Consider the following 22002-nt stretch of genomic DNA (forward strand, 5'->3'; position numbering starts at 1 on the left):
ATTTTAGCGGATATTAAATTATGAAAATGTCTAAAAAAAATATCGCAATTCTTACTGTAGTTTTGGCAATTTTAATTGATCAAATAAGTAAAATATATGTTAAAACACACTTTCAATTAGGAGAGGAAATAGTTGTTTTTAGTGATTGGTTTAAAATTCATTTTACTGAAAACAATGGTATGGCTTGGGGATTTGAGTTTGGAGGTAGAGCCGGAAAGTTATTTTTAACATTGTTTAGAGTTGTAGCAGTTTCAGGTATTGTGTATTGGTTGTGGCAAACAATAAAAAGAAATACGCATACGGCTGTTGTAGTGGCAATTGCATTAATTTTAGCAGGTGCAGTGGGTAATATTATCGATTCTGTTTTTTACGGTGTGATTTTCGATAGTTCATATCACAATGTAGCTACATTATTTTCTGACAATCCTTATGGAGAATTATTTCATGGTAAAGTAGTTGATATGTTATATTTTCCGATGTATGAAGGAGAGAGTTTTACTTTTTTTAATGCCATTTTTAACGGAGCAGATTCTTGGATAACAATTGGTGTTGTGTTGTTGTTTTTATTTAACAAACAGGCATTTCCGAAAGAAGAAAAAGAGGCATAAACTATAAATTTATTGTTTCTGTTAACTTACTTTTTTATATTTATAGAAAAACAAAATGATACGTTTTCTTAAATATATAGCTATTTTTTTACTAGGTTTTTTAATAGCCAAGCTTTGGTATGATAAAAAAGAAGAAAATCACGAAAAGGAAGAGATTCAAGTGGTTTTAAACGGTGTGCAAAATCTTAGTAAGTTAGTGGTTAGTGAAGGTAACTTTTCTGAAATGTACAGCTTTTCTGATACTAAAAAATATTTGTACGATTACCTTTCTTTTGAAAAGAAAGCCATACTTGCGGTTAATGCTAAGGTTGAGGTTGGTTACGACTTGTCTAAATTAGAAATTCAAGTAGATAGTATTGGTAAGCAAATAATTATTAATAAAATTCCGAAAGAAGAAATAGTTATTTCTCCAGATATTAAGTATTTCGATTTACAACAAAGCCAGTTTAATACTTTTAATAAAGAAGAATTGAATAAATTAAACAGAAAGGCAATCGAAAAAATACAAACGACTATTACTGTATCAAAATTAGAAAAGGAAGCTAAATTACGATTGTTTGAAGAATTATCTAAAATATATCAACTCTCTAAAATTTACAATTGGAAGGTTGTAAATAATACAGGTGATAACTTGTTTGATACTGTTTTACTAAAAGAGTAAATTGATTATTTGTTAATGCTATCAACCTTAATTTATTTTAGGTTCACATATTAATTGCTTGTTTTTTTAGTGTGAGATCACGAAATAAATCTGGAATGATGTTACATAAACTTGCTAGATACTGTTTTATTAAAAGAGTGAGCAAAATTTATAGTAAATAAGCTTAGCCCCGATTGTAGCAATTGTTTGAGCTCCTCGTAGAGAGCGAGTGCGAAAAGCGGGAAATAGCTACTAATAATTGTAATTTTTAAAAGTTAGTTAGGTAATTTTTTACTTAACAATCCGTAAATAAAAGCACCTAGCATTGCACCTAATAAAACAATGGTTATTGGTAGTATTCCGTGACCAATTAACACAAAAATAGGTGCAGGACAGGCACCAGCTAATGCCCAACCTAACCCAAAGATGGTACCACCAACTAAAGTTCTTATAAAGCCTTTTTTCTTTTCTTTAATGTTTATTTGATTGCCTAAATAATCTTTGATTTTTCCGGTTTTGAAAAAGTACATGAATAGCATAGAAACTGCCACAGCTGATCCTATAATTCCATACATGTGAAAGGATTGAAATTTAAACATTTCATAGATTCTGTACCATGAAATAGCTTCAGATTTTGTCATGATAACTCCGAAGAAAATACCTAGTAGTAAAAATTTTATATTTTTCATCTTATCCGAAAATTAAAGGGAATAATACCCATGTCATTAGTAAACCACCTATAAAAAAACCAATTACTGCAATTAACGATGGTAATTGTAAACTGCTTAAACCTGTAATTGCATGCCCAGATGTACATCCGCCGGCATATCTAGTACCAAAACCAATTAAAGTACCTGCAATTAGTAAAATAGCAAAGCCTTTAAGAGTAAGCATATTATCAACGCTAAAAATTTCACTTGGTACAAAAGTATCTCCTGCATTGGTAAAACCTAACTCAGCTAGTTCTTTTACAGTTTTTGGGTTTAAATCAATACTTGTTGATGCTGATAAATAATTAATAGTTATAAATCCGCCAATAATAAGACCAAGTAAAAAAGTAAGTGCCCAGTCGCGTTCTTTCCAATCTTTTTTAAAATAATCAGATACTTTACCAGCACCCGCTATGGTACACATGGTCTCTAAATTGGTAGAAACACCAAAGCTTTTTCCGAAGTAAAAAAATAGGAAAAGCACAAAAGCAATTAGTGGGCCGGCTATATACCAAGGCCATGGTTGTAAAATAAAATCCATTATAGTGTTTTTTTAAGGTAATCGATTATTTTTTTTGTTGCGCCAAGGTTATCAGTAATGTATTGTTGATTGATATTTCCTTGTTTAACTCTTAAATCATCATTGGTTTTTAAAGCTGTAAAAATACTAGAAATTTCATCATTCTTTGTAACAATTGTAACACCACCTAAAGCAAGTAAATCAATAGCTTCTTGAAATTTTTTATATTTATTACCACCAAAAATAATAGGAACACCAAAAGTTGCAGGTTCTAATATGTTATGTAAACCTGTTTTTAATCCACCACCAACATAAGCAACATCGGCATACGAATATATTTTTGTAAGTAAGCCAATGGTATCAATGATGAAAACTTGATATTTAGATAGGTCAGTACCATCTTTATCAGAATATAATATTGTTTTTTTAGTGATAGATTGTTGTAGTTCTTTTATTTGTTTTGGATTGATGTTATGCGGAGCTATGATAAATTTTTCATTACCTGAAGCATGGTTATTAATATAGTTTACTAAAAAGTTTTCATCTTCTCTCCAAGTGCTTCCTGCAACAACTGTGTATGTGTTGTTTTTAAATGCAGCGATAAAATCTAATTCATTGTTTTGTTGTAAAATATCATAAACTCTATCAAACCGAGTATCGCCAGCAATGGTAGTGTTGTTTATATTGATGCTTGAGAGTAGTTGTTTTGAGTTTTTATTTTGCACAAAAAAGTAATCAAACGCGCGTAGCTTGTTACGCATAAAATTACCATACCATTTAAAGAAAGATTGTTTTTTTCTAAAAATACCAGAGATTAAAATAGTTTTTATTTGTTGTTTTTTTAATTCAGATAATAAGTTTGGCCAAAATTCATATTTTATAATAATAGCAACTTCTGGATGTACTTTAGCAACAAACTTTTTTACGTTTGATTTAGTATCGAGAGGTAAGTAGCAAATAACATCTGCTAGTGAATAATTTTTTCGGACTTCATATCCCGAAGGTGAAAAAAAGGTAACTACAATTTTATGTTGTTGGTATTGTTGTTTTAATTTTTCAATAATAGGTCTTCCTTGCTCAAATTCGCCTAAAGAAGCTGCATGAAACCATATAACTTTATCGTCTTTATGAATACTATTTAGTTTAGCAAAAGTTTCTTTTCTTCCATTAACGAATAATTTTATTTTTTTGTTAAATAAAGCTATTATTGGTAGTAAAATGCTTGCTTTTAAAAGTAGTAAATTGTATAATAAATTCATACAGCGAATTTAAGAAATAAAAAAATCAGTGAGATTAATCACTGATTTTTTTATTTATGTTGAAATTATTATGATTTCATTTCAAAATCTTCCATGAATTTTGTGGTATAATTACCCGCAATATAATCAGGATGATCCATTAATTGTCTGTGAAAAGGAATTGTAGTTTTAATACCTTCAATAATATACTCATCTAATGCACGTTTCATTTTGTTGATTGCTTCTTCACGCGTTTGCGCAGTAACAATTAGCTTAGAAATCATTGAATCGTAATTTGGTGGAATCATATAACCAGCATATACATGTGTATCTATACGAACTCCGTGACCTCCTGGAGCGTGGTAAGAGGTAATTTTACCAGGCGATGGTCTAAAACCGTTATGAGGATCTTCCGCATTAATTCTACATTCAATTGAGTGCATTTGTGGAAAATAGTTTTTACCAGAAATAGGTACGCCGCTAGCTACTAAAATTTGCTCACGAATTAAATCGTAATCAACTACTTCTTCAGTAATAGGGTGTTCTACCTGAATACGAGTATTCATTTCCATAAAGTAGAAATTACGGTGTTTGTCAACCAAAAATTCAACAGTACCTGCACCTTCATACTTAATAAACTCAGCAGCTTTTACAGCAGCTTCTCCCATTTGTGTACGTAATTCATCGGTCATAAACGGAGAAGGAGTTTCTTCTGTTAATTTTTGATGACGACGTTGTACTGAACAATCTCTTTCTGATAAATGACATGCTTTACCGTAAGAATCTCCAATAATTTGTATTTCAATATGGCGAGGCTCTTCAATTAGCTTTTCCATATACATATCATTGTTACCAAAGGCAGCTTTTGATTCTTGACGAGCAGAATCCCACGCATCTTTTAAATCTTCAGCTTTCCATACAGCGCGCATTCCTTTTCCACCACCACCAGCAGATGCTTTTAACATTACTGGGTAACCGGTTTCTTCGGCAGTTTTTATACAAGCGTCAAAATCTTCAATAACACCTTCACTACCTGGTACACATGGTACTCCGGCAGCAATCATGGTTGATTTTGCGTTTGCTTTATCTCCCATACGGTCTATCATTTCGGCAGAAGCACCAATAAATTTAATGTCATGCTCATCACATAATTTAGAAAATTTAGCGTTTTCTGATAAAAAACCATATCCTGGGTGAATTGCATCAGCATTTGTAATTTCAGCCGCAGCAATAATACGATCCATTTTTAAGTAAGATTCACTACTTGGGGCTGGACCTATACAAACTGCTTCATCAGCAAATCGTACATGTAAACTTTCAGCATCTGCTTTTGAATATACAGCTACAGTTTTTATTCCCATTTCTTTACAGGTTCTAATTACGCGTAACGCAATTTCACCTCTATTGGCAATTAATATCTTTTTAAACATACGTTCTAAAAATTTTAAAACTCCAAACAACTAAGATATACTTGTTGTTTGGAGTTATATGTTACTTAAGATGGATCTACTAAAAATAATGGTTGATCAAATTCTACAGGAGAAGAATCATCTACTAATACTTTAACGATTTTACCTGAAACTTCAGATTCAATTTCGTTAAATAATTTCATTGCTTCAATAATACAAACGGTATCACCTACTTTTACTTCTGTACCTACTTCAGCAAAATTTGGTTTGTCTGGAGAAGGTTTTCTGTAAAAAGTTCCAATGATTGGCGATTTTATAGTAATGTATTTAGAGTCGTCTTCAGCATTTGAAGCATCACTAGCTGGTGTTGCTGCTTGTGCTACAGGTTGTGCAACAGGGGCTTGTGCTACCATTTGAGGGGCAACACCCATTGGTGCAGCTGCCTGTATAATTGTAGTCTCAGGGGTTTCACTTCCAGTTTTAATGGTGATTTTAATATCTTCCATTTCTAACTTTACTTCACTTGCGCCTGATTTTGCTACAAATTTTATAAGACTTTGAATTTCTTTAATATCCATTTTCCTAAATTTTAATTGTTTGGTTCTTTATGAATTGTATGCCCATTTTAAATAGATGGCTCCCCATGTGAAACCTCCACCAAATGCGGCAAAAATTAAATTATTTCCTTTTTTTAATTCTTTTTCATAGTCGGCAATTAGTAGTGGTAAGGTTGCTGAAGTGGTATTACCATATTTATGGATATTTACCATTACTTTTTCAGACGCTAAACCAACTCTATTTGCAGTAGCTTCAATAATTCGGTTGTTAGCTTGGTGTGGTACAAGCCAGTCTACATCTTCTTTAGAAAGATTATTTCTTGTTAGCATTTTTTCAGAAACATCTGCCATGTTAGAAACGGCGTATTTAAATACCGTTTTCCCTTCTTGATGTACAAAATGTTGTCCGTTTTTAAGGGTTTCTTCTGAGGTTGGTAAAAGTGACCCACCAGCTTCAATTTTTAAAAATTCTCTACCAATACCATCACTTCTTAAATATTCGTCTTGTAAACCTAAACCGTCGGTATTTGGTTCAAATAATACCGCACCGGCACCATCACCAAAAATAATACAAGTAGCTCTATCAGTATAATCAATAATTGAAGACATTTTATCGGCTCCAATTAATAATACTTTTTTGTAGCGACCACTTTCTATGTATTTAGCTGCGGTAGACATACCGTATAAAAAGCTTGAACAAGCGGCTTGTAAATCGTATGAAAAAGCATTTACGGCACCTATTTTAGAGGCTGTATATGCAGCGGTAGAGGCAACAAGCATATCTGGTGTTGCAGTAGCAACGATAACCATGTCTATCTCTTTAGGGTCGATATTTGATTTTTGAAGTAAATCCTCTGCGGCTTTTATAGCCATATATGAGGTTCCTTTACCTTCACCTTTTAAGATTCTTCTTTCTTTAATTCCAGTTCTACTAGTGATCCATTCATCATTAGTATCTACCATTGTTTCTAGTTCCTTATTTGTTAAAACATGTTCAGGAACAAATTTTCCTACTGCGGAAATCGCTGCAGTTATTTTAGTCATAATTGTTTGTTTTGTGGTAAAACCAGTTTTCAAAAGTAGTGAAAAATATTTCACTTTTTTAAAGAAAAATTATCTAAAAAGTAAATTTTTAATGATAAAACGTAAAAAAACCCTCTATATAGAGGGTTTTTTAATGTTGTAAAAACTAATTTTTAAGCTTCAGCAACTGCACTTTCTAATACTACTTGTCCTCTGTAGTATAATTTACCTTCGTGCCAGTGAGCTCTATGGTATAAATGTGCTTCTCCAGTTGTAGGATCAACAGCTATTTGAGGTACAGAAGCTTTATAGTGAGTTCTTCTTTTATCTCTTCTAGTTTTCGATATTTTTCTCTTTGGATGTGCCATTTTATGTTTTATTTATCTGTTAGTAAATCCTTTAATTTATCCCATCTTGGGTCTGCTGATGTTTCTTCAACAGGTTTTTCTTCATGTATTCTTAATTCTTCTAATCTTTGTAAAGCGTCAGATTTCATAGTGCCGTTTAAAACGTCTGGATGAATTCTTTTACTCGGAACTGATAATATTGTTAACTCATATATAAATTGAGCCACATTCATTTGATAAGCTTCATGTGGAAGTATCAAAATTTCATCATGTTCGTCATTATATTCAGTACCAAATTTAACAACTAAATTTAAATCACCATCAATTTCTAGGTCAAATAACTCGCCAGTGGTGTCGCAAGGTACATTAACAGTACCTTTTATTGTAAAGTAAAGTTCGAATAACGTACTTTTTTTTACAAAATTTAAACTAGCTTCTACGTTTGTGTTGTTATATTCATCAAACTGAAATGCTTCAAAGAACTTGTTGTCAATTTGATATTCAAATAAATGACTGCCTTCTTTTAAACCTACAAAAGGTATATTGAATTCTTTTATGTCTTTCATCTTAAGATCAATTTGAGCGTGCAAAGATATAAAAAATGTTTATATTTTTATATTTTCTCTAAAAAAAAATGCTATTTAACTTTTAATGGTTTTTTTGTGAGTTCTGCATATTGTTTTCGGTTCTTAAATATTTGTAATGAGGTAAATAAAGCTTCTTTAAACGAGGTTGAATTTGCTTTATTTTTACCAGCAATGTCAAAACCTGTTCCGTGGTCGGGTGAGGTTCTTATTTTGTTTAAACCAGCAGTAAAGTTTACACCATTGCCAAATGATAATGCTTTAAAAGGCGCTAATCCTTGATCGTGATACATGGCTAAAACACCATCAAATTGTTTGTAGGTTTTAGAGCCAAAAAATCCATCGGCAGCATAAGGTCCAAAAACTAATTTGCCCGATTCTTTTATTTCTGCAATTGTTGGACGTATCATTTCATCATCTTCATTACCAATAATTCCGTTATCACCACAATGTGGATTTAAACCTAGTATAGCAATTTTAGGTTTGGTTATGCCAAAATCTTGTTTTAAAGAGGTGTGCATCGTTTCAACTTTTTCCTTAATTAATTCAGGAGTAATCGTTGTGGCTACTTTTGTGATAGGAATATGACCGGTAATTAAACCTATACGCATTTCATCGGTCATTAAAATCATTAAGCTTTTACCGTTTAAATTAGCTTGTAAATATTCGGTATGCCCCGGAAAATTAAACGCTTCTGATTGTATGTTTTCTTTACTAATCGGTGCAGTTAGTAAAGTGTCAATTTGATTATTTTGTAAAGCTTTGGTAGCAGCTTCTAATGATTTGTAAGCAAATTTACCACCTATTTCGGTAGTTTTACCTAATTCTATTTTTACCTCTTCTTTCCACGAATTAATTAAATTTATTTTACCGTGCGCTATTTTATCAAGCGAGGTAATACCATGAATGTTAGTATGTAATTTTAGATTTTTTTTGTGGTAAGATATCAATTTTGTCGAAGCAAATAATACAGGCGTACAAAACTCCAGCATGCGTTTGTCTTCAAAAGTTTTTAAAATAATTTCTATTCCAATTCCGTTGGTATCACCAACTGAAATTCCAACAATAATTTTATCTGTACTATCCATAGTTACTTTCGTAGGTAAAAGTTGTATTTTTGATGTAAACAAAAGTAACTAAAAAAATACAGAATGTTTACTGGAATAATTGAAACTCTTGGAATTGTAAAAAGTGTAGTTAAAGATAAAGAAAACATACATATTACTGTTAAAAGTGATATTACTAATGAGTTAAAAATAGATCAAAGTGTGGCGCATAATGGTGTGTGTTTAACAGTTGTTGCAATAGCAGATGATGAGTATACCGTTACGGCAATTAAAGAAACGCTTGATAAAACCAATATAGGCGATTTAAAAGAGGGTGATGCAGTAAATTTAGAACGTGCTATGAAATTAGGCGCGCGTTTAGATGGGCATATCGTACAAGGACATGTTGATAAAACTGGTGTTTGTAAAAACATAAAAGATGAAAACGGAAGTACGGTGTTTACTTTTTCGTACAATTTTGATGGAAACAATGTAACTATTGAAAAAGGTTCAATTACGGTAAACGGAGTTAGTTTAACAGTAGTAAATGCTAAAAAAGATGAGTTTAGTGTTGCTATTATTCCGTATACATTACAGCATACCACTTTTAAAAACTTTGTAGTTGGTAGTAAAATTAACTTAGAATTTGATGTAATTGGTAAATATGTTGCCAGATTAAACCAATTAAAATAAAAAAAAGCACTTACATATAATATGTAAGTGCTTGATTTTAAATGTGGTCCCACCAGGACTCGAACCTGGGACCACCTGATTATGAGTCAGGTGCTCTAACCAACTGAGCTATAGGACCGGCATAAATGCGGATGCAAAAATAGTAACTTTTTTAAATAAAAAAAGGTTTTTTACACTTTTCTGCTCATTAAATTTTCACCGAACAGTCGTAACCCTTTTTTAGCAGTATCGTTAATGTTTAAAAGGGTTAAGCTTTCAAATGACTTATTTGTGTAGTACTCAATAAGTTCGTGTGTGTAATTAGGTATGTTGTTTTTAGAAAAAATGGCAGAAACAGTGCTGATTTTTTCTGTAATATTTTTTTGCTTTTCGTTATAAAGAGCCATTAAATTTTCTCTATCAGCGTTATTTGCTACTTCTAAAGCTTTTAAATAAAGATATGTTTTTTTGTTTTCAATAATGTCACCACCTACTTGTTTGCCAAAAGTTTCAGGGTCTCCATAGGTGTCTAAGTAGTCATCCTGTAATTGAAAAGCAATTCCTAAATTTAATCCATAGTTGTATAGGTGTTGCGCTTCCTTTTCATCAGCTTTAGCAACTATTGCTCCCATTTTTAAAGCGGCTGCTACTAAAACGGATGTTTTTAAGGTGATCATTTTAATGTACTCATCAATAGTAACATCATTTCTGGTTTCAAAATCAACATCTAATTGTTGTCCGTCGCAAACCTCAAGCGCTGTTTTACTAAATAATTGTGCTAATTTTTGAAAAACTACTGGCTCATAGTTTTCAAAATGTTGATAAGCTAAAATTAGCATTGCATCTCCTGATAGGATACCGGTGTTAATATCCCATTTTTCATGAACGGTTTCGTGTCCTCTTCTTAGCGGAGCATCATCCATAATATCATCATGAACAAGGGTGAAATTATGAAATACTTCAACAGCTAAAGCAGCAGGCAGGGCTTTTTTGTAATCTCCTGAAAAAATATCTGCCGCGATAAGAGTAAGAATCGGTCTGATTCTTTTGCCTCCAAGTTGAAGAATATACTCAATAGGTTGGTATAGGTTTTTAGGTTCTCGATTTATTTTGTTAGAATCTAAATATGATAAAAAGTCTGATTGATATGCTAATATGTCCAAATCTTAATTTTTTTGTAAAAATAAGCTAAACAAAAATTGTAGACTAAACGTAATGTTAAAAAAAGATTAAAACTATGGAAACTTTTTTTGTTTTTAAAGTTTCCTAGCGTACATTTGCACCCGAATTATGAGAGACAAAATTATAGACAAAGCTGGAGTGTTATTTTTAAATTTAGGATTTAAAAGTATAACAATGGATGATATAGCAAAAGAACTAGCAATATCAAAAAAAACACTGTATAAATATTTTTCAAAAAAGACAGAGTTGGTTGATGCTAGTACTGATGCTGTTCATAATACTATAAATGAAGCAATAAATAATATTAAAGCACAAAATTACAATGCAATTGAAGAAGAGTTTGCAGTAAAAGCAGTTTTTAAAGAAATGTTTAAAAATGCAAAAACTTCACCAATGTATCAGTTAAAAAAATATTATCCAGAAACGTACACAAAGTTAATGGAGCGTGAAGAGTGCTTGTTTAGAGATTGTAATATTGATAATTTAACGAGAGGTATTGAACAAGGGTTCTACAGAGAAAATTTAAAAATTGAGTTAGCTGTAAAGTTTTATTTTACATTGATTTTCGGAGTTTTTGAAAGCGAAATGTACGGTAATGAAATGCAAGAATTAATAAAAATTGAATATGAAATTTTAGAATACCACATAAGAGCGATTGCGACTCCTAAAGGAATACAAGAATTAGAAAAACAATTAAAAACGATAAATAAAAATTTATAACAATGAAAAAATACATATATAGTGTATTTATATTCTTTTGTACGAGCATTTTGTTTGCACAAGAAGAACTTAATTTATCAATGCAAGATGCAATTGAATATGCAATAAAAAATAATTATGATAATAAAATAGCGGTTAACAATATCGCAGCTGCTCATAAAAAAAAGTGGGAAACAACAACCATCGGTTTGCCGCAAATTGATGGTACGATAGATTATCAAAACTGGTTAAGACAGCAAGTGTCTTTATTGCCGGGAGAAATAGCTGGGGGTGCACCTGGTACGTTTGTGCCTGTAAAGTTTGGAACAAAACAAACCATGAATGCAACAGTTACTTTACGACAATTAATTTTTGATGGCTCTTATATAGTTGGACTACAATCGGCAAAAACGTATTTAAAAATATCTGAACAATCAAAAGAAAAAACAGCACTAGCAACAAGAGAAGCTGTTATTAATGCTTATGGAAATGTTTTAGTTACCGAAAAAACAATTGCTATTTTAGAAAAAAATAAAGAGGTTGTTCAGAAAAACTTAGTCGAAACCCAAAAAATATATAAAAATGGGTTAACAGAATTAGAAAATGTTGAGCAATTACAAATAACACTTGGTAATATTGAAAACAATTTAAGCAATACTGTTAGAATGAAAGTAATTGCTTACAAAATGTTAAATATTTCTTTAGGAAACTCAATAGATAAGAAAATTAGATTAACTGATACGCTAGATAACTTAGTACTTTCTAATACTGATTTTAGTTTATTAACAAAGGTTTTTGAGGTAAACAATCATATTGATTACCGAATGGTTGAGAATGATAAAGAAAGTAAAAGATTGTTAATGCGCTTAGAGCAAAGCAAAGCATTACCTAGATTATCAGCCTTTGTAAATTATGGAGCGTCAGCAAATTCAAATGATTTTACGTTTTTAAACGGTTCGCAAAAATGGTTTTCAAGCTCTTTATTGGGTGTTACTTTAAATGTGCCTATTTTTAGTAGTTTCGGAAGAAGTTCAAGAACAGCAATAGCAAGAATTGAATTTGAAAATGCTGAAATTCAAAGAGAAAACGTTAAACAACAATTATTGTTAAAAGCAGCATCAGCAAAAAGTGAATATCAATTAAGTATTGAAAGTTATCAAATAGCTAAGAAAAATTTAGAGCTATCTGAAAGAATTGAGAAAAAACAACAGATAAAATTTTTTGAAGGGATTTCATCAAGTTTTGATTTGTTACAGGCACAAAACCAATTATATAGCCAGCAAAATAGTTACGTACAATCAATGTTAAACGTAATAGCTAAAAAAGCACAACTAGAAAACGCATTAAACATACCACTAAAATAAAATAACTATAATGAGAAAAATATATCCAGTAATAGCAATCGCACTGTTATTAACTTCCTGTGGAGGAAGTAAAAAGCAATCAGTTGAAGAAGTGTTAGCTTCTAATGATTTAACAAAAATTAGAACAAAAAAGGCAGCTTTAGATGCGCAAGTACAAGCTTTATCAGGAGATATTAAGATATTAAATGATAAAATATCGGAGTTAGATACTACTAAAAGAATACCTTTAATAACGGTTATAGACGCAAAACAAACAGTGTTTAATCATTATTTAGAATTGCAAGGAGATGTAAAAACAAAACAAAATGTTTTGGTGTATCCTGAAATGGCTGGGCAATTGTACAAAATTTATGTAAAAGAGGGTCAGTATGTAAAAAAAGGTCAAATTTTAGCAAGAATAGATGACGGAGGATTGTCTAGTCAATTAGCTCAAATTGAAGCACAAGCAGCGTTAGCATCAACTACTTTTGAACGTCAAAAGCGTTTATGGGAGCAAAAAATTGGTTCTGAAATACAGTTTTTACAAGCAAAAACAACATATGAATCACAAAAAAGTGCCGTAAGTCAATTAAAAAGACAATTATCAAAATCAGTAATAACAGCACCGTTTTCGGGGGTTATTGATGATGTAATTAAAGACCAAGGAACAGTAGTTGCTCCAGGGCCAGGATCAGAAGTTTTTAGAATCGTAAACTTACAAAACATGTATATTGAAACTTCTGTGCCAGAAGGGTATATTACATCAATAAAAAAAGGAAAAAGCGTAAAAGTTGAGTTTCCAGTTCTAGGACAGACTATCGATTCTGAAATTCGTCAAGCAGGTAACTTTATCAATCCAGCAAATCGTACTTTTAAGGTAGAAGTAGCTGTAAATAATAAGGATAAAAGTATTAAGCCAAATTTAACAGCAAAGTTAAAAATTAACGATTATACCAATAAAGAAGCATTGTTAATTCCGTTAAGTATTATTTCTGAAAACTCAAAAGGAGAGCAGTACGTGTATGTGGTTGCAGATGTGAAAAATAAAAAAGGTATTGCAAAACAAAAAATTATAACTACCGGTAAAACTCAAGGGGATGTTGTAGAGGTTTTAGAGGGTATCGTTATAGGAAGTCAGGTAATTATGGAAGGTGCGCGTAGTGTTCAAAATGGACAACAAGTGCAAATTTTAAATTAATAGATAAGTTAAAAAATCATTAAATATGTCTGAAAAAAATAAACAGGTAGATAAAGAATTTGGCTTGTCAACATGGGCAATTAATAACAAAACTACCATGTATGTGGTAATGTTGTTGATCTTTTATTTAGGTGTTTCAGCTTTTTTTGAAATGCCTCGTGAGAGTTTTCCAGAAATTAAAGAAACCAAAATTTATATAAGTACACCGTTTTTTGGAAACACAGCCGAAGATATTGAGAAGCTAATTACTGATCCGTTAGAAGAAAAGTTAAAAACGGTAAGTAATGTAGTAGAAATTACCTCAACATCGCAAGAAGATTACTCGATGGTAATTGTAGAGTTCGATGAAAATATTGAAGTAAAAGATGCAAAACAAAAAGTAAAAGACGAAATTGAATCAGAAACATCAGGTGAAGATTGGCCAACTTTTAATGGTGCAAAAGTAGAGCCTAATGTTTTTGCATTAAGTATGAGTGAAGAAATGCCAATACTTAATATTAATATTTCGGGTGATTATACCGTAGGAAAGTTAAAAGAGTTTGGTGAATATCTTCAAGATGAAATTGAAGGATTACAAGAAATTAAACAAGTAGATATTCGCGGGGTACAAGATAAAGAAGTTGAGGTTGCTGTAGATATTTATAAGATGCAAGCGGCAAAAGTTAGCTTTGGTGATATCATAAATGCTATTAATGGAGGTAATTCAACCATGTCTGCTGGTAATTTAATTGCTAGTGGTCAGCGTCGTACGATTCGTATTTTAGGTGAAATTAAAAAGCCGTCAGAGTTAGAAAACTTTGTTGTAAAATCAGAAAAAGGAAATTCTATTTATTTAAAAGATGTTGCTGAAGTATTTTTTAAAGAAAAAGATATAACTACTTATGCTAGAGAGAAAGGAAAGCAAGTAGTTATGCTAGATGTTAAAAAAAGAGCAGGGTCTAACATGGTAGCTGCTGCCGAGCAAATTAGAGAAATAGTAACAAATGCTAAAACAACTGTTTTTCCTGCTGATTTAACGGTTACTGTTGCTAATGACCAATCATCAGTTACAATATCAGCAGTTGATGATTTGGTAAATAACATTATTTTTGGAGTTATTTTAGTAGTAACGGTTCTAATGTTTTTCCTAGGTTTTAAAAATGCGATATTTGTAGGTTTTGCTATTCCTATGTCGATGTTTATGTCGCTTATGATTTTAAACATGTTAGGGTATACTTTAAATACCATGATCCTTTTCGGATTAATTATGGGATTAGGAATGTTGGTAGATAACGGTATTGTAGTGGTAGAAAACGTATACCGTTTAATGGATGAAGAGGGAATGAATAAAGTAGATGCTGCTAAAAAAGGAATTGGAGAAATAGCATTTCCAATTATTATTTCAACAGCAACAACAGTAGCTGCATTTATTCCGTTAGGTTTATGGCCAGGGGTTATGGGAGAGTTTATGAAACTTTTACCTATTACTTTAGCTATTGTATTAAGTTCATCATTAGTGGTAGCTATCTTTTTTAATTCAGTTTTAGTATCTAACTTTATGAGTACTGAAGATAAAAATATGCCAATAAAGCGTATCATTATTATGACTGCAATTATGATTGTAATAGGAATATTAGTTTACCTTACAGGAGGGGTGTATAGATCGTTAGGAAGTTTAATGATGTTTACCACAATAATGCTATGGATTTATAGATTATTTTTACGTAAATGGGCTAATAGCTTTCAAACAAAAGTATTACCACGTTTAGAAAATTGGTATGAGCGTCAACTACGTAGAGCATTATCAAAATCAGCACCTTATTGGTTAATTGGAGGCACATTCGCCTTGCTTATTATTTCTTTTATCGCTTTTGGAGCATCTGTAGCTAGCCAACGTACAAAAATTGAATTTTTTCCAGATAATAAACCAAATCAAATTATTGTTTACATCGAGTATCCGCAAGGAACAGATATCGAAAAAACAAATGTAATTACCAAAGAGATTGAAAAAAGAGTATTTACAGTATTAAATGGTGCTCAATATACAGATGGAGATTATAACTTTTTGGTAGAAAGTGCTGTGTCGCAAGTAGGTGAAGGGGCTGGTAACCCAACTGCTGATGCTGGCTCAGGAGGAGAACTGCCACATAAAGGTAAAATTACCGCCTCAATGCGTGAGTATAAATATCGTCGTGGAGAAGATAGTGAATTGTTAAGGCAAAAGGTACAAAAAGCTTTAGTGGGTATTTATCCTGGAGTTTTAATATCTGTTGAAAAAGATGCTAATGGACCACCTGCAGGAGCGCCGATTAATATTGAAATAGAAGGTAGTGATTATAATGAACTAATTGTAACTGCCGAAAGAATGCGTGATTTTATTAACTCTAAGAATATTCCAGGAGTAGATGAAATTAAAATCGATGTAAATAAAGATAAACCAGGAATGCAAGTATTGGTTGATCGTAAAAAAGCAGGAGAGTTAGGTGTTAATGCATCACAAGTAGGGCAACAAATTCGGAATTCTATTTTTGGAGCAAAAGCAGGTATTTATAAAGAAGATGGTGAAGATTATGATATTTATGTGCGTTTTAATAAAAAAAACAGGTATAATTCAAGTGCAATTTTTAATCAAAAAATAACTTTTAGAGATAATACAGGTAGTTTAAAAGAAATTCCTATTTCAGCAGTAGCCGAACATACTAATAATTCAGGTTTTAGTGCTATTAAGCATAAAGATGTTAAGCGGGTAGTTACTGTTTATTCGCAATTATCACCTGGTTTTACAGATGCAGGAGCAATTGTAAATCAAGTGCAAAGTGAAATGGCATCGTTTAAAGATATGCCTAAAAACATAAAGATAGATTATACAGGGCAAATTGAAGAACAAAATAAGCAAATGGCATTTTTAATGGGAGCACTGTTAACTGGTTTAGGACTTATCTTTTTCATTTTAATTTTTCAATTTAATTCTATTTCAAAACCAACTATTATAATGATTTCAATATTATTGAGTCTTATTGGTGTGTTTGGTGGAATGGTAATAACAGGTTCATCGTTTGTAATTATGATGACAATGATGGGAATTATTTCTTTAGCAGGTATTGTGGTAAATAACGGAGTAGTTTTGTTAGATTATGCACAGTTATTAATAGACAGAAAAAAGCATGATTTAGGTTTAAAAGAATCAGCTTATTTAGAGACAAATGATTTATTTGAAGCAATTGTAAAAGCTGGTAAAGCACGTTTACGACCGGTATTGTTAACAGCAATTACAACCATTCTTGGATTAATTCCGTTAGCAACCGGATTTAATATTAATTTCTTTACATTATTTGCTGATTTTGATCCTAAAATATACATGGGAGGTGATAACGTAGTGTTTTGGGGGCCATTAGCTTGGACCGTGATTTACGGGTTATTAATAGCTACTTTTTTAACACTAATTGCAGTGCCAATTTTATTTTTCTTAATTACAAAGTTTAAAATGTGGTTAAAAAGGAATGTATAATATATTTCTTAATTTTTGTTAGTGAAAAAGAGTTGGAAACATAAAAGTTTTCAACTCTTTTTTTATTTTTGATTTATGAATAAGAAGGTTTTTACGGTTGATGAGGTTAAGAGAAAATTAGAGCAGTATTGCGTGTATCAAGATCGTTGTCATAAAGAAATAGAGCAAAAAATAAAGGATTATAATTTAATTCCTGAAGCTAGAGAACTAATTCTTTTAAGTTTATTACAAGATAACTTTTTAAATGAAGAGCGATTTTCTAAAAGTTTTGCAAGAGGTAAATTTCGAATTAAAAAATGGGGAAAACAACGAATAGTTAGAGAATTGAAATTTCGTAATATTTCAAAATACAATATAACAATAGCGCTAAAAGAAATTGATGAAGAAGAGTATATTAGTACTATGTATAGTTTATTAGAAAAAAAGAATAAACTAACAATAGAAACAAATCAATTTAAGAGAAAAAAGAAAATAGCAGATTATTTATTATATAAAGGTTTTGAAAGTAGCCTGGTGTACGAAGCAATTAATACTATTTAAAACCACTAAATAAGCTATCTATTTTATTTGCCTTGTCAAAACTTTTTTTAGCATAAACAGCATTTATTTTATGATTCATGCTGCTAAAAAGAGAAAATATTTTATCTACTTGATTGTTAACCTCTTTTGATGTAATTGACGGTATGTAAGTCATATCAGCTAACCGCAAAATCTCGTTTTCAAACACATTTTCACGAGCTTTAAAGGCAGGTGTTTTAAGAGCTTTAATTGTTAAGCTGTCTTTTAGTTGTTTGGTTAATGTTTTTAATTCTAAAGCATTGTTTAGTGCTTCAGTAGGGCTGGTTTTTCTTAATTGTTGCATAAAATCTTCAACAGTAAAATACTCTTTCCATTGTTTAATTTCTTTGCTAGCAGCAGCATCTATTTTAGTGTAATTAGCATGTTCAACAACAGTGTTCATACCAGTTTTTTGAACAGGAATGTTTTTTTTAGAGGTTTCTTTTTGACAAGAAAAATTTATCAAAAAAACAGAAAAGAAAATAAAAAAATAAGGTCTCATTAATCAATGATATTAAAGAGATAAAAGTACATATTTTACTTGGTTTTTAAGGGGTACGAAAATTATAAGTTTGTAATCAGTTGTTTACAGTGCTATTTTGTTGATAATTAAAAAAGTAGAAATACTTTTTACGAATTATGAAATTTAATAACTTTGCAATCCTATATTTTTGAACTTTTAAGAATGAATGATACTATATTAATTTTAGGTGCTTGTGGGCAAATTGGAATAGAACTAACTCAAAAACTCCGTTCTTTATACGGAAATGAACAAGTTATAGCTTCTGATATTAGAGAAGGTGGAGAAGAAATGATGAACTCAGGGCCTTTTGAAATTATTGATGCTACAAGTAAAGAGCAAATTTTAGAGGTAATTAAAAAATATAAAGTTACGGAGGTGTATTTAATGGCAGCAATGTTATCTGCAACAGCAGAAAAATATCCATTAAAAGGCTGGGATTTAAACATGACTTCTTTATTAGCTGTTCTTGAAATAGCAAAAGAGAAGCATATTCAAAAAGTTTATTGGCCAAGCTCTATGGCTTCTTTTGGGCCGACTTCACCAAAAATAAACACACCTCAACAAACTATAATGGAACCGTCAACAGTTTACGGAATTAGTAAAGTTGCTGGAGAACATTGGTGTAATTATTATCATGAAAAATATGGAGTAGATGTACGTAGTGTTCGTTATCCAGGTATAATTAGTTGGAAAACATTACCAGGAGGTGGTACTACAGATTATGCGGTTGATATTTATTTTGACGCTTTGAAAAAAGGAACTTTTGAGTGTTTTTTGTCTGAAAATACACGTTTGCCAATGATGTATATGGATGACGCTATCAACGCTACAATCCAAATAATGCAAGCTGACGCAGATAAGATTAAAACAAGAACTTCGTATAATTTAGCAGCAATTAGCTTTACACCTAAAGAAATTGCATCCGAGATTAAAAAATACATCCCAGAATTTACAATCACTTATAAACCAGATTTTAGGCAAGCAATTGCAGATAGTTGGCCGCAAATTATTGACGATTCTCATGCTCGAAATGATTGGGGATGGCAACATAAGTTTGATTTAGCATCCATGACAAATGATATTATAACCAATTTAAAAACTTTAAAAAAAGAGCAATTAACCTAAGTGTAAGTTTTTAATTAAAACTACGTCTATAATAACTCTTTTAAATACTGTAACTTTAGTTGCTGAGTGTTTAAAAGGAGAGAAATATATTTGTATCATAAAGTGATTAAGATGAAAAAAGTTATAGAAAATAGTTTGCAGAAAGCAATTTCATATTCAGCGTATAGAAATCTTGTAAAAGATTTATTAGTTAAAGGAAAATCAACAGGCTCAAATCAATCTGACGATTTATTAAATTATAGTTTATTAAATGATAAACGCATGCAACGTTTAGATAAAACTATAAAAATTTCAGAAGAAACAATAGCAAAACTAAAAGATATAAGCGAGCCGCAAACATGGTTAGTTATATCAGAAGGGTGGTGTGGTGATGCTGCTCAAAATTTACCAGTAATTAATAAAATAGCTGAAGAAAATAATAATATTAAGTTACAGGTGGTTTTAAGAGATGAAAACCTTGAGTTAATGGATAATTTTTTAACAAACGGAGGTAGGGCAATACCTAAATTAATTGCATTAGATAAAAATAACGAAGTAATTAATACTTGGGGGCCAAGACCAGATATTGCTACAAAAATGGTGACAGATTATAAAGCCGAAAAAGGCGCTTTAGATGCTGATTTTAAAAAAGATTTACAAGTTTGGTATAACAAAAATAAAGGACTAAATGTTCAAGAAAACCTTATTGCGTTATTAAAATAAAAATAGTTTTTATATAAAATAAATCTCCTTTTTGAATAGCAAAAAGGAGATTTTGTTTTCTGTATATTTGCCAATAAGAAAAAATAATTATGTTAGTAGATTTTAATACGTTGTCTGAAGCGGCAAAAGTTTGGATTTATCCTTGCAGTAGGAAATTTTATCCACAAGAAATTGAAGGTGTAAAAGAACAACTAAAAACATTTATTGAAGGTTGGAAAACAGAAGACGAAAACTTTAAAGCTTCTTTTGAGCTAAGGCATAATCGATTTATTATTTTTTTAGCTGAAGAAAATTCAATTTTATCAAATATAGATGTTGATGCTCAAGTAGGGTTTATTTTACAATTACAACAACAATATGAAGTTGAATTGTTAGATAGGATGAACGTTTGTTTTAAACAAGGAGAGTATACTCAATACAAAGATTTAAAAGATTTTAAGAAGTTAATTAAAAATAAAGCAGTAACAGAAAAAACAATAGTTTTTGATAATTTAATTGAAACAAAACATGAGTTAGATAATTACTGGGAAGTGCCAATTTCAGAAAGTTGGTATCATCGGTTTTTAAAAAAAACTAAATCCAATACCTAACGACACACTATCTAGATTACCATTTTTAAAATTACTGATTTTTTTTCTGTGAAAATCTAGATGAATAACAGAATGCCATCTTTTTGAGCCTCCAATCTGTGTTCCTATACCAAAAGCATAGTATTTTCCGTTTTCATATTTATTAGAAGGTCGCCATAAATTACCATAACTAACTTGTGTAAAAAAGCTATCATAACTATCTTCAGAGATATTATAGCGTAATGTACCAAACATAGGTATTGTGTTTATACCGAATCTAGTATGATAGTCGTATCCTATATTAATAATACCAGCCCATTTTTTATCAAACTGATACCCTACACCAAAACGAGTCATTAATGCAGAAAACTCTATAAGTTCGTTATCGTCGTCTGGTTCAAATAAAACATAATTTTTATTGAGAGCAAAAGTAAAATTTAAACTACCTGTAAAAAATGGGCGTTTTTCTTGAGCGTTTAGTGATAAATTAACTAATGATATTACTGCAATTAGTAGTAATAGTTTTTTCATAGTAGTAAAATAATTTTAGCATATTAATTCAAAAATTATTCCACTTCTAAAGAATTTATAAATTTTTCTATACTTACTGCATTATCAACGTGAAAATCACCAATTTTTGTTCTTCTTAAGGCTGATAAATGAGCACCTGATTTTAAGGCAATTCCAAAATCATAGGCTAAAGAACGAATGTAAGTTCCTTTGCTACAAACTACTCTAAAGTCTAGTTTATTGTTATTAATACTAGTAATTTCAAAGGTAGAAATTGTAATTTCTCTTGATTTTATTTCGGTGGTTTCTCCTTTTCTGGCTAATTCATACAGTCGTTTTCCTTCCTTTTTTATAGCCGAAAAAATAGGTGGTTTTTGTTGAATTATTCCTGTAAACTGTTTCGTAGTTTCATGAATTAGTTGGTCAGTAATATGATTTGTGGCAAAGGTTTCATTTATTTCGGTTTCTAAATCGTAACTAGGTGTGGTTGCTCCAATTGTTATAGTACCTGTATATTCCTTTACTTGTCCTTGATATTCGTTAATTGTTTTGGTTTTTTTTCCTGTACATATAACCAATAAACCAGTTGCTAGCGGGTCTAAAGTACCTGCATGCCCTACTTTAATCTTTTTAATGTCAAAACGTTTACGAATATGCCAGCGGAGTTTATTTACTACTTGAAACGATGTCCATTCAAGTGGTTTATCAATCAATAAAACTTGTCCGTTTTTGTAATCTTCTTCGGTTTTCAT

General features: G+C 30.9%; 24 protein-coding genes and 1 tRNA gene. 11 read left to right on the top strand and 14 right to left on the bottom strand.

From position 1 onward, the window contains the following. Positions 1-26: 26 nt before the first annotated feature. Both Q4586_RS07185 and Q4586_RS07190 read left to right on the top strand, forming a co-directional pair. Positions 27-608, top strand: coding sequence for a lipoprotein signal peptidase (locus Q4586_RS07185; RefSeq protein ID WP_068703921.1), 582 nt, complete (start codon positions 27-29; stop codon positions 606-608). A 55-nt stretch (positions 609-663) separates the two neighbouring features. Further along, complete coding sequence (locus tag Q4586_RS07190; RefSeq protein ID WP_303527854.1) at positions 664-1269, top strand: DUF4230 domain-containing protein; 606 nt, start codon at positions 664-666, stop codon at positions 1267-1269. Between the two features lie 254 nt (positions 1270-1523). On the opposite strand, the gene Q4586_RS07195 is transcribed toward Q4586_RS07190, so the two are convergent. From Q4586_RS07195 to pdxA, 9 genes are all read right to left on the bottom strand, one after another. Further along, positions 1524-1937, bottom strand: a complete 414-nt coding sequence (locus Q4586_RS07195; RefSeq protein ID WP_303527857.1) for a DUF6691 family protein — start codon at positions 1935-1937, stop codon at positions 1524-1526. Between the two features lies 1 nt (position 1938). Then, positions 1939-2499, bottom strand: a complete 561-nt coding sequence (locus Q4586_RS07200) for a YeeE/YedE family protein (RefSeq protein ID WP_303527860.1) — start codon at positions 2497-2499, stop codon at positions 1939-1941. Next, positions 2499-3737, bottom strand: coding sequence for a 3-deoxy-D-manno-octulosonic acid transferase (locus tag Q4586_RS07205; RefSeq protein ID WP_303527863.1), 1239 nt, complete (start codon positions 3735-3737; stop codon positions 2499-2501). The genes Q4586_RS07200 and Q4586_RS07205 overlap by 1 nt, the downstream gene beginning before the upstream one ends. A 68-nt stretch (positions 3738-3805) precedes the next feature. After that, on the bottom strand, positions 3806-5146 hold the full coding sequence (accC, locus tag Q4586_RS07210) for an acetyl-CoA carboxylase biotin carboxylase subunit (RefSeq protein WP_303527866.1): 1341 nt from the start codon (positions 5144-5146) through the stop codon (positions 3806-3808). A gap of 65 nt (positions 5147-5211) precedes the next feature. Then, a complete protein-coding gene (accB, locus tag Q4586_RS07215; protein ID WP_068702685.1) occupies positions 5212-5703 on the bottom strand; it encodes an acetyl-CoA carboxylase biotin carboxyl carrier protein in 492 nt (163 codons plus the stop codon). A gap of 27 nt (positions 5704-5730) precedes the next feature. Further along, positions 5731-6726, bottom strand: a complete 996-nt coding sequence (locus Q4586_RS07220) for a beta-ketoacyl-ACP synthase III (protein WP_068703923.1) — start codon at positions 6724-6726, stop codon at positions 5731-5733. A gap of 152 nt (positions 6727-6878) precedes the next feature. Beyond that, positions 6879-7073: a 50S ribosomal protein L32 gene (rpmF, locus tag Q4586_RS07225; protein WP_068702687.1), complete on the bottom strand. Its 195-nt coding sequence runs from the start codon at positions 7071-7073 to the stop codon at positions 6879-6881. Between the two features lie 8 nt (positions 7074-7081). Continuing rightward, the gene (locus tag Q4586_RS07230; RefSeq protein ID WP_303527871.1) at positions 7082-7618 is read right to left on the bottom strand and encodes a YceD family protein; all 537 of its coding nucleotides are present in this window, start codon (positions 7616-7618) and stop codon (positions 7082-7084) included. A 71-nt stretch (positions 7619-7689) separates the two neighbouring features. Further along, complete coding sequence (gene pdxA, locus Q4586_RS07235; RefSeq protein WP_303527875.1) at positions 7690-8724, bottom strand: 4-hydroxythreonine-4-phosphate dehydrogenase PdxA; 1035 nt, start codon at positions 8722-8724, stop codon at positions 7690-7692. A gap of 63 nt (positions 8725-8787) precedes the next feature. Here pdxA and Q4586_RS07240 point away from each other — a divergent pair, with 63 nt between their 5' ends. Further along, the gene (locus Q4586_RS07240) at positions 8788-9375 is read left to right on the top strand and encodes a riboflavin synthase (RefSeq protein WP_303527876.1); all 588 of its coding nucleotides are present in this window, start codon (positions 8788-8790) and stop codon (positions 9373-9375) included. A gap of 44 nt (positions 9376-9419) precedes the next feature. Here Q4586_RS07240 and Q4586_RS07245 read toward each other — a convergent pair. Both Q4586_RS07245 and Q4586_RS07250 read right to left on the bottom strand, forming a co-directional pair. Continuing rightward, positions 9420-9493 (bottom strand) — tRNA-Ile (locus tag Q4586_RS07245). Positions 9494-9545: 52 nt separating this feature from the next. After that, a complete protein-coding gene (locus Q4586_RS07250; protein WP_303527878.1) occupies positions 9546-10517 on the bottom strand; it encodes a polyprenyl synthetase family protein in 972 nt (323 codons plus the stop codon). Positions 10518-10644: 127 nt separating this feature from the next. Between Q4586_RS07250 and Q4586_RS07255 the strand changes: the two genes are divergently transcribed. The 5 genes from Q4586_RS07255 to Q4586_RS07275 all read left to right on the top strand — a co-directional run bounded on the left by Q4586_RS07255 (position 10645) and on the right by Q4586_RS07275 (position 17803). After that, positions 10645-11256: a TetR/AcrR family transcriptional regulator gene (locus tag Q4586_RS07255; protein ID WP_303527879.1), complete on the top strand. Its 612-nt coding sequence runs from the start codon at positions 10645-10647 to the stop codon at positions 11254-11256. Between the two features lie 2 nt (positions 11257-11258). After that, positions 11259-12599, top strand: coding sequence for a TolC family protein (locus tag Q4586_RS07260; protein WP_303527882.1), 1341 nt, complete (start codon positions 11259-11261; stop codon positions 12597-12599). Between the two features lie 10 nt (positions 12600-12609). Further along, positions 12610-13776, top strand: coding sequence for an efflux RND transporter periplasmic adaptor subunit (locus tag Q4586_RS07265; RefSeq protein WP_303527884.1), 1167 nt, complete (start codon positions 12610-12612; stop codon positions 13774-13776). Positions 13777-13801: 25 nt separating this feature from the next. Continuing rightward, positions 13802-17263: an efflux RND transporter permease subunit gene (locus Q4586_RS07270; RefSeq protein ID WP_303527886.1), complete on the top strand. Its 3462-nt coding sequence runs from the start codon at positions 13802-13804 to the stop codon at positions 17261-17263. A gap of 75 nt (positions 17264-17338) precedes the next feature. Further along, positions 17339-17803, top strand: a complete 465-nt coding sequence (locus tag Q4586_RS07275; RefSeq protein WP_303527888.1) for a regulatory protein RecX — start codon at positions 17339-17341, stop codon at positions 17801-17803. Here Q4586_RS07275 and Q4586_RS07280 read toward each other — a convergent pair. Continuing rightward, positions 17796-18323 (bottom strand): hypothetical protein, encoded by a 528-nt coding sequence (locus Q4586_RS07280; protein ID WP_303527891.1) that lies wholly within the window; start codon positions 18321-18323, stop codon positions 17796-17798. The two genes, Q4586_RS07275 and Q4586_RS07280, sit on opposite strands and share 8 nt — an antisense overlap. A gap of 183 nt (positions 18324-18506) precedes the next feature. On the opposite strand from Q4586_RS07280, the gene Q4586_RS07285 reads away from it, so the two are divergent. The 3 genes from Q4586_RS07285 to Q4586_RS07295 all read left to right on the top strand — a co-directional run bounded on the left by Q4586_RS07285 (position 18507) and on the right by Q4586_RS07295 (position 20761). Continuing rightward, complete coding sequence (locus Q4586_RS07285) at positions 18507-19469, top strand: NAD-dependent epimerase/dehydratase family protein (protein ID WP_303527894.1); 963 nt, start codon at positions 18507-18509, stop codon at positions 19467-19469. A 111-nt stretch (positions 19470-19580) separates the two neighbouring features. After that, entirely contained in the window at positions 19581-20171 is a 591-nt protein-coding gene (locus Q4586_RS07290; protein ID WP_068702723.1) for a thioredoxin family protein, read from the top strand. Positions 20172-20260: 89 nt separating this feature from the next. After that, positions 20261-20761 carry an ABC transporter ATPase gene (locus Q4586_RS07295; protein WP_068702725.1) on the top strand — a complete coding sequence of 167 codons (501 nt, stop codon included), beginning with the start codon at positions 20261-20263 and terminating at the stop codon, positions 20759-20761. On the opposite strand, the gene Q4586_RS07300 is transcribed toward Q4586_RS07295, so the two are convergent. Next, on the bottom strand, positions 20735-21271 hold the full coding sequence (locus Q4586_RS07300; protein ID WP_303527898.1) for a hypothetical protein: 537 nt from the start codon (positions 21269-21271) through the stop codon (positions 20735-20737). The genes Q4586_RS07295 and Q4586_RS07300 overlap by 27 nt on opposite strands. 35 nt (positions 21272-21306) lie before the next feature. Beyond that, positions 21307-22002 (bottom strand): tRNA pseudouridine(55) synthase TruB, encoded by a 696-nt coding sequence (truB, locus tag Q4586_RS07305; RefSeq protein WP_303527899.1) that lies wholly within the window; start codon positions 22000-22002, stop codon positions 21307-21309.

It is taken from the genome of Tenacibaculum soleae (assembly GCF_030549005.1).
GTDB lineage: Bacteria > Bacteroidota > Bacteroidia > Flavobacteriales > Flavobacteriaceae > Polaribacter > Polaribacter soleae.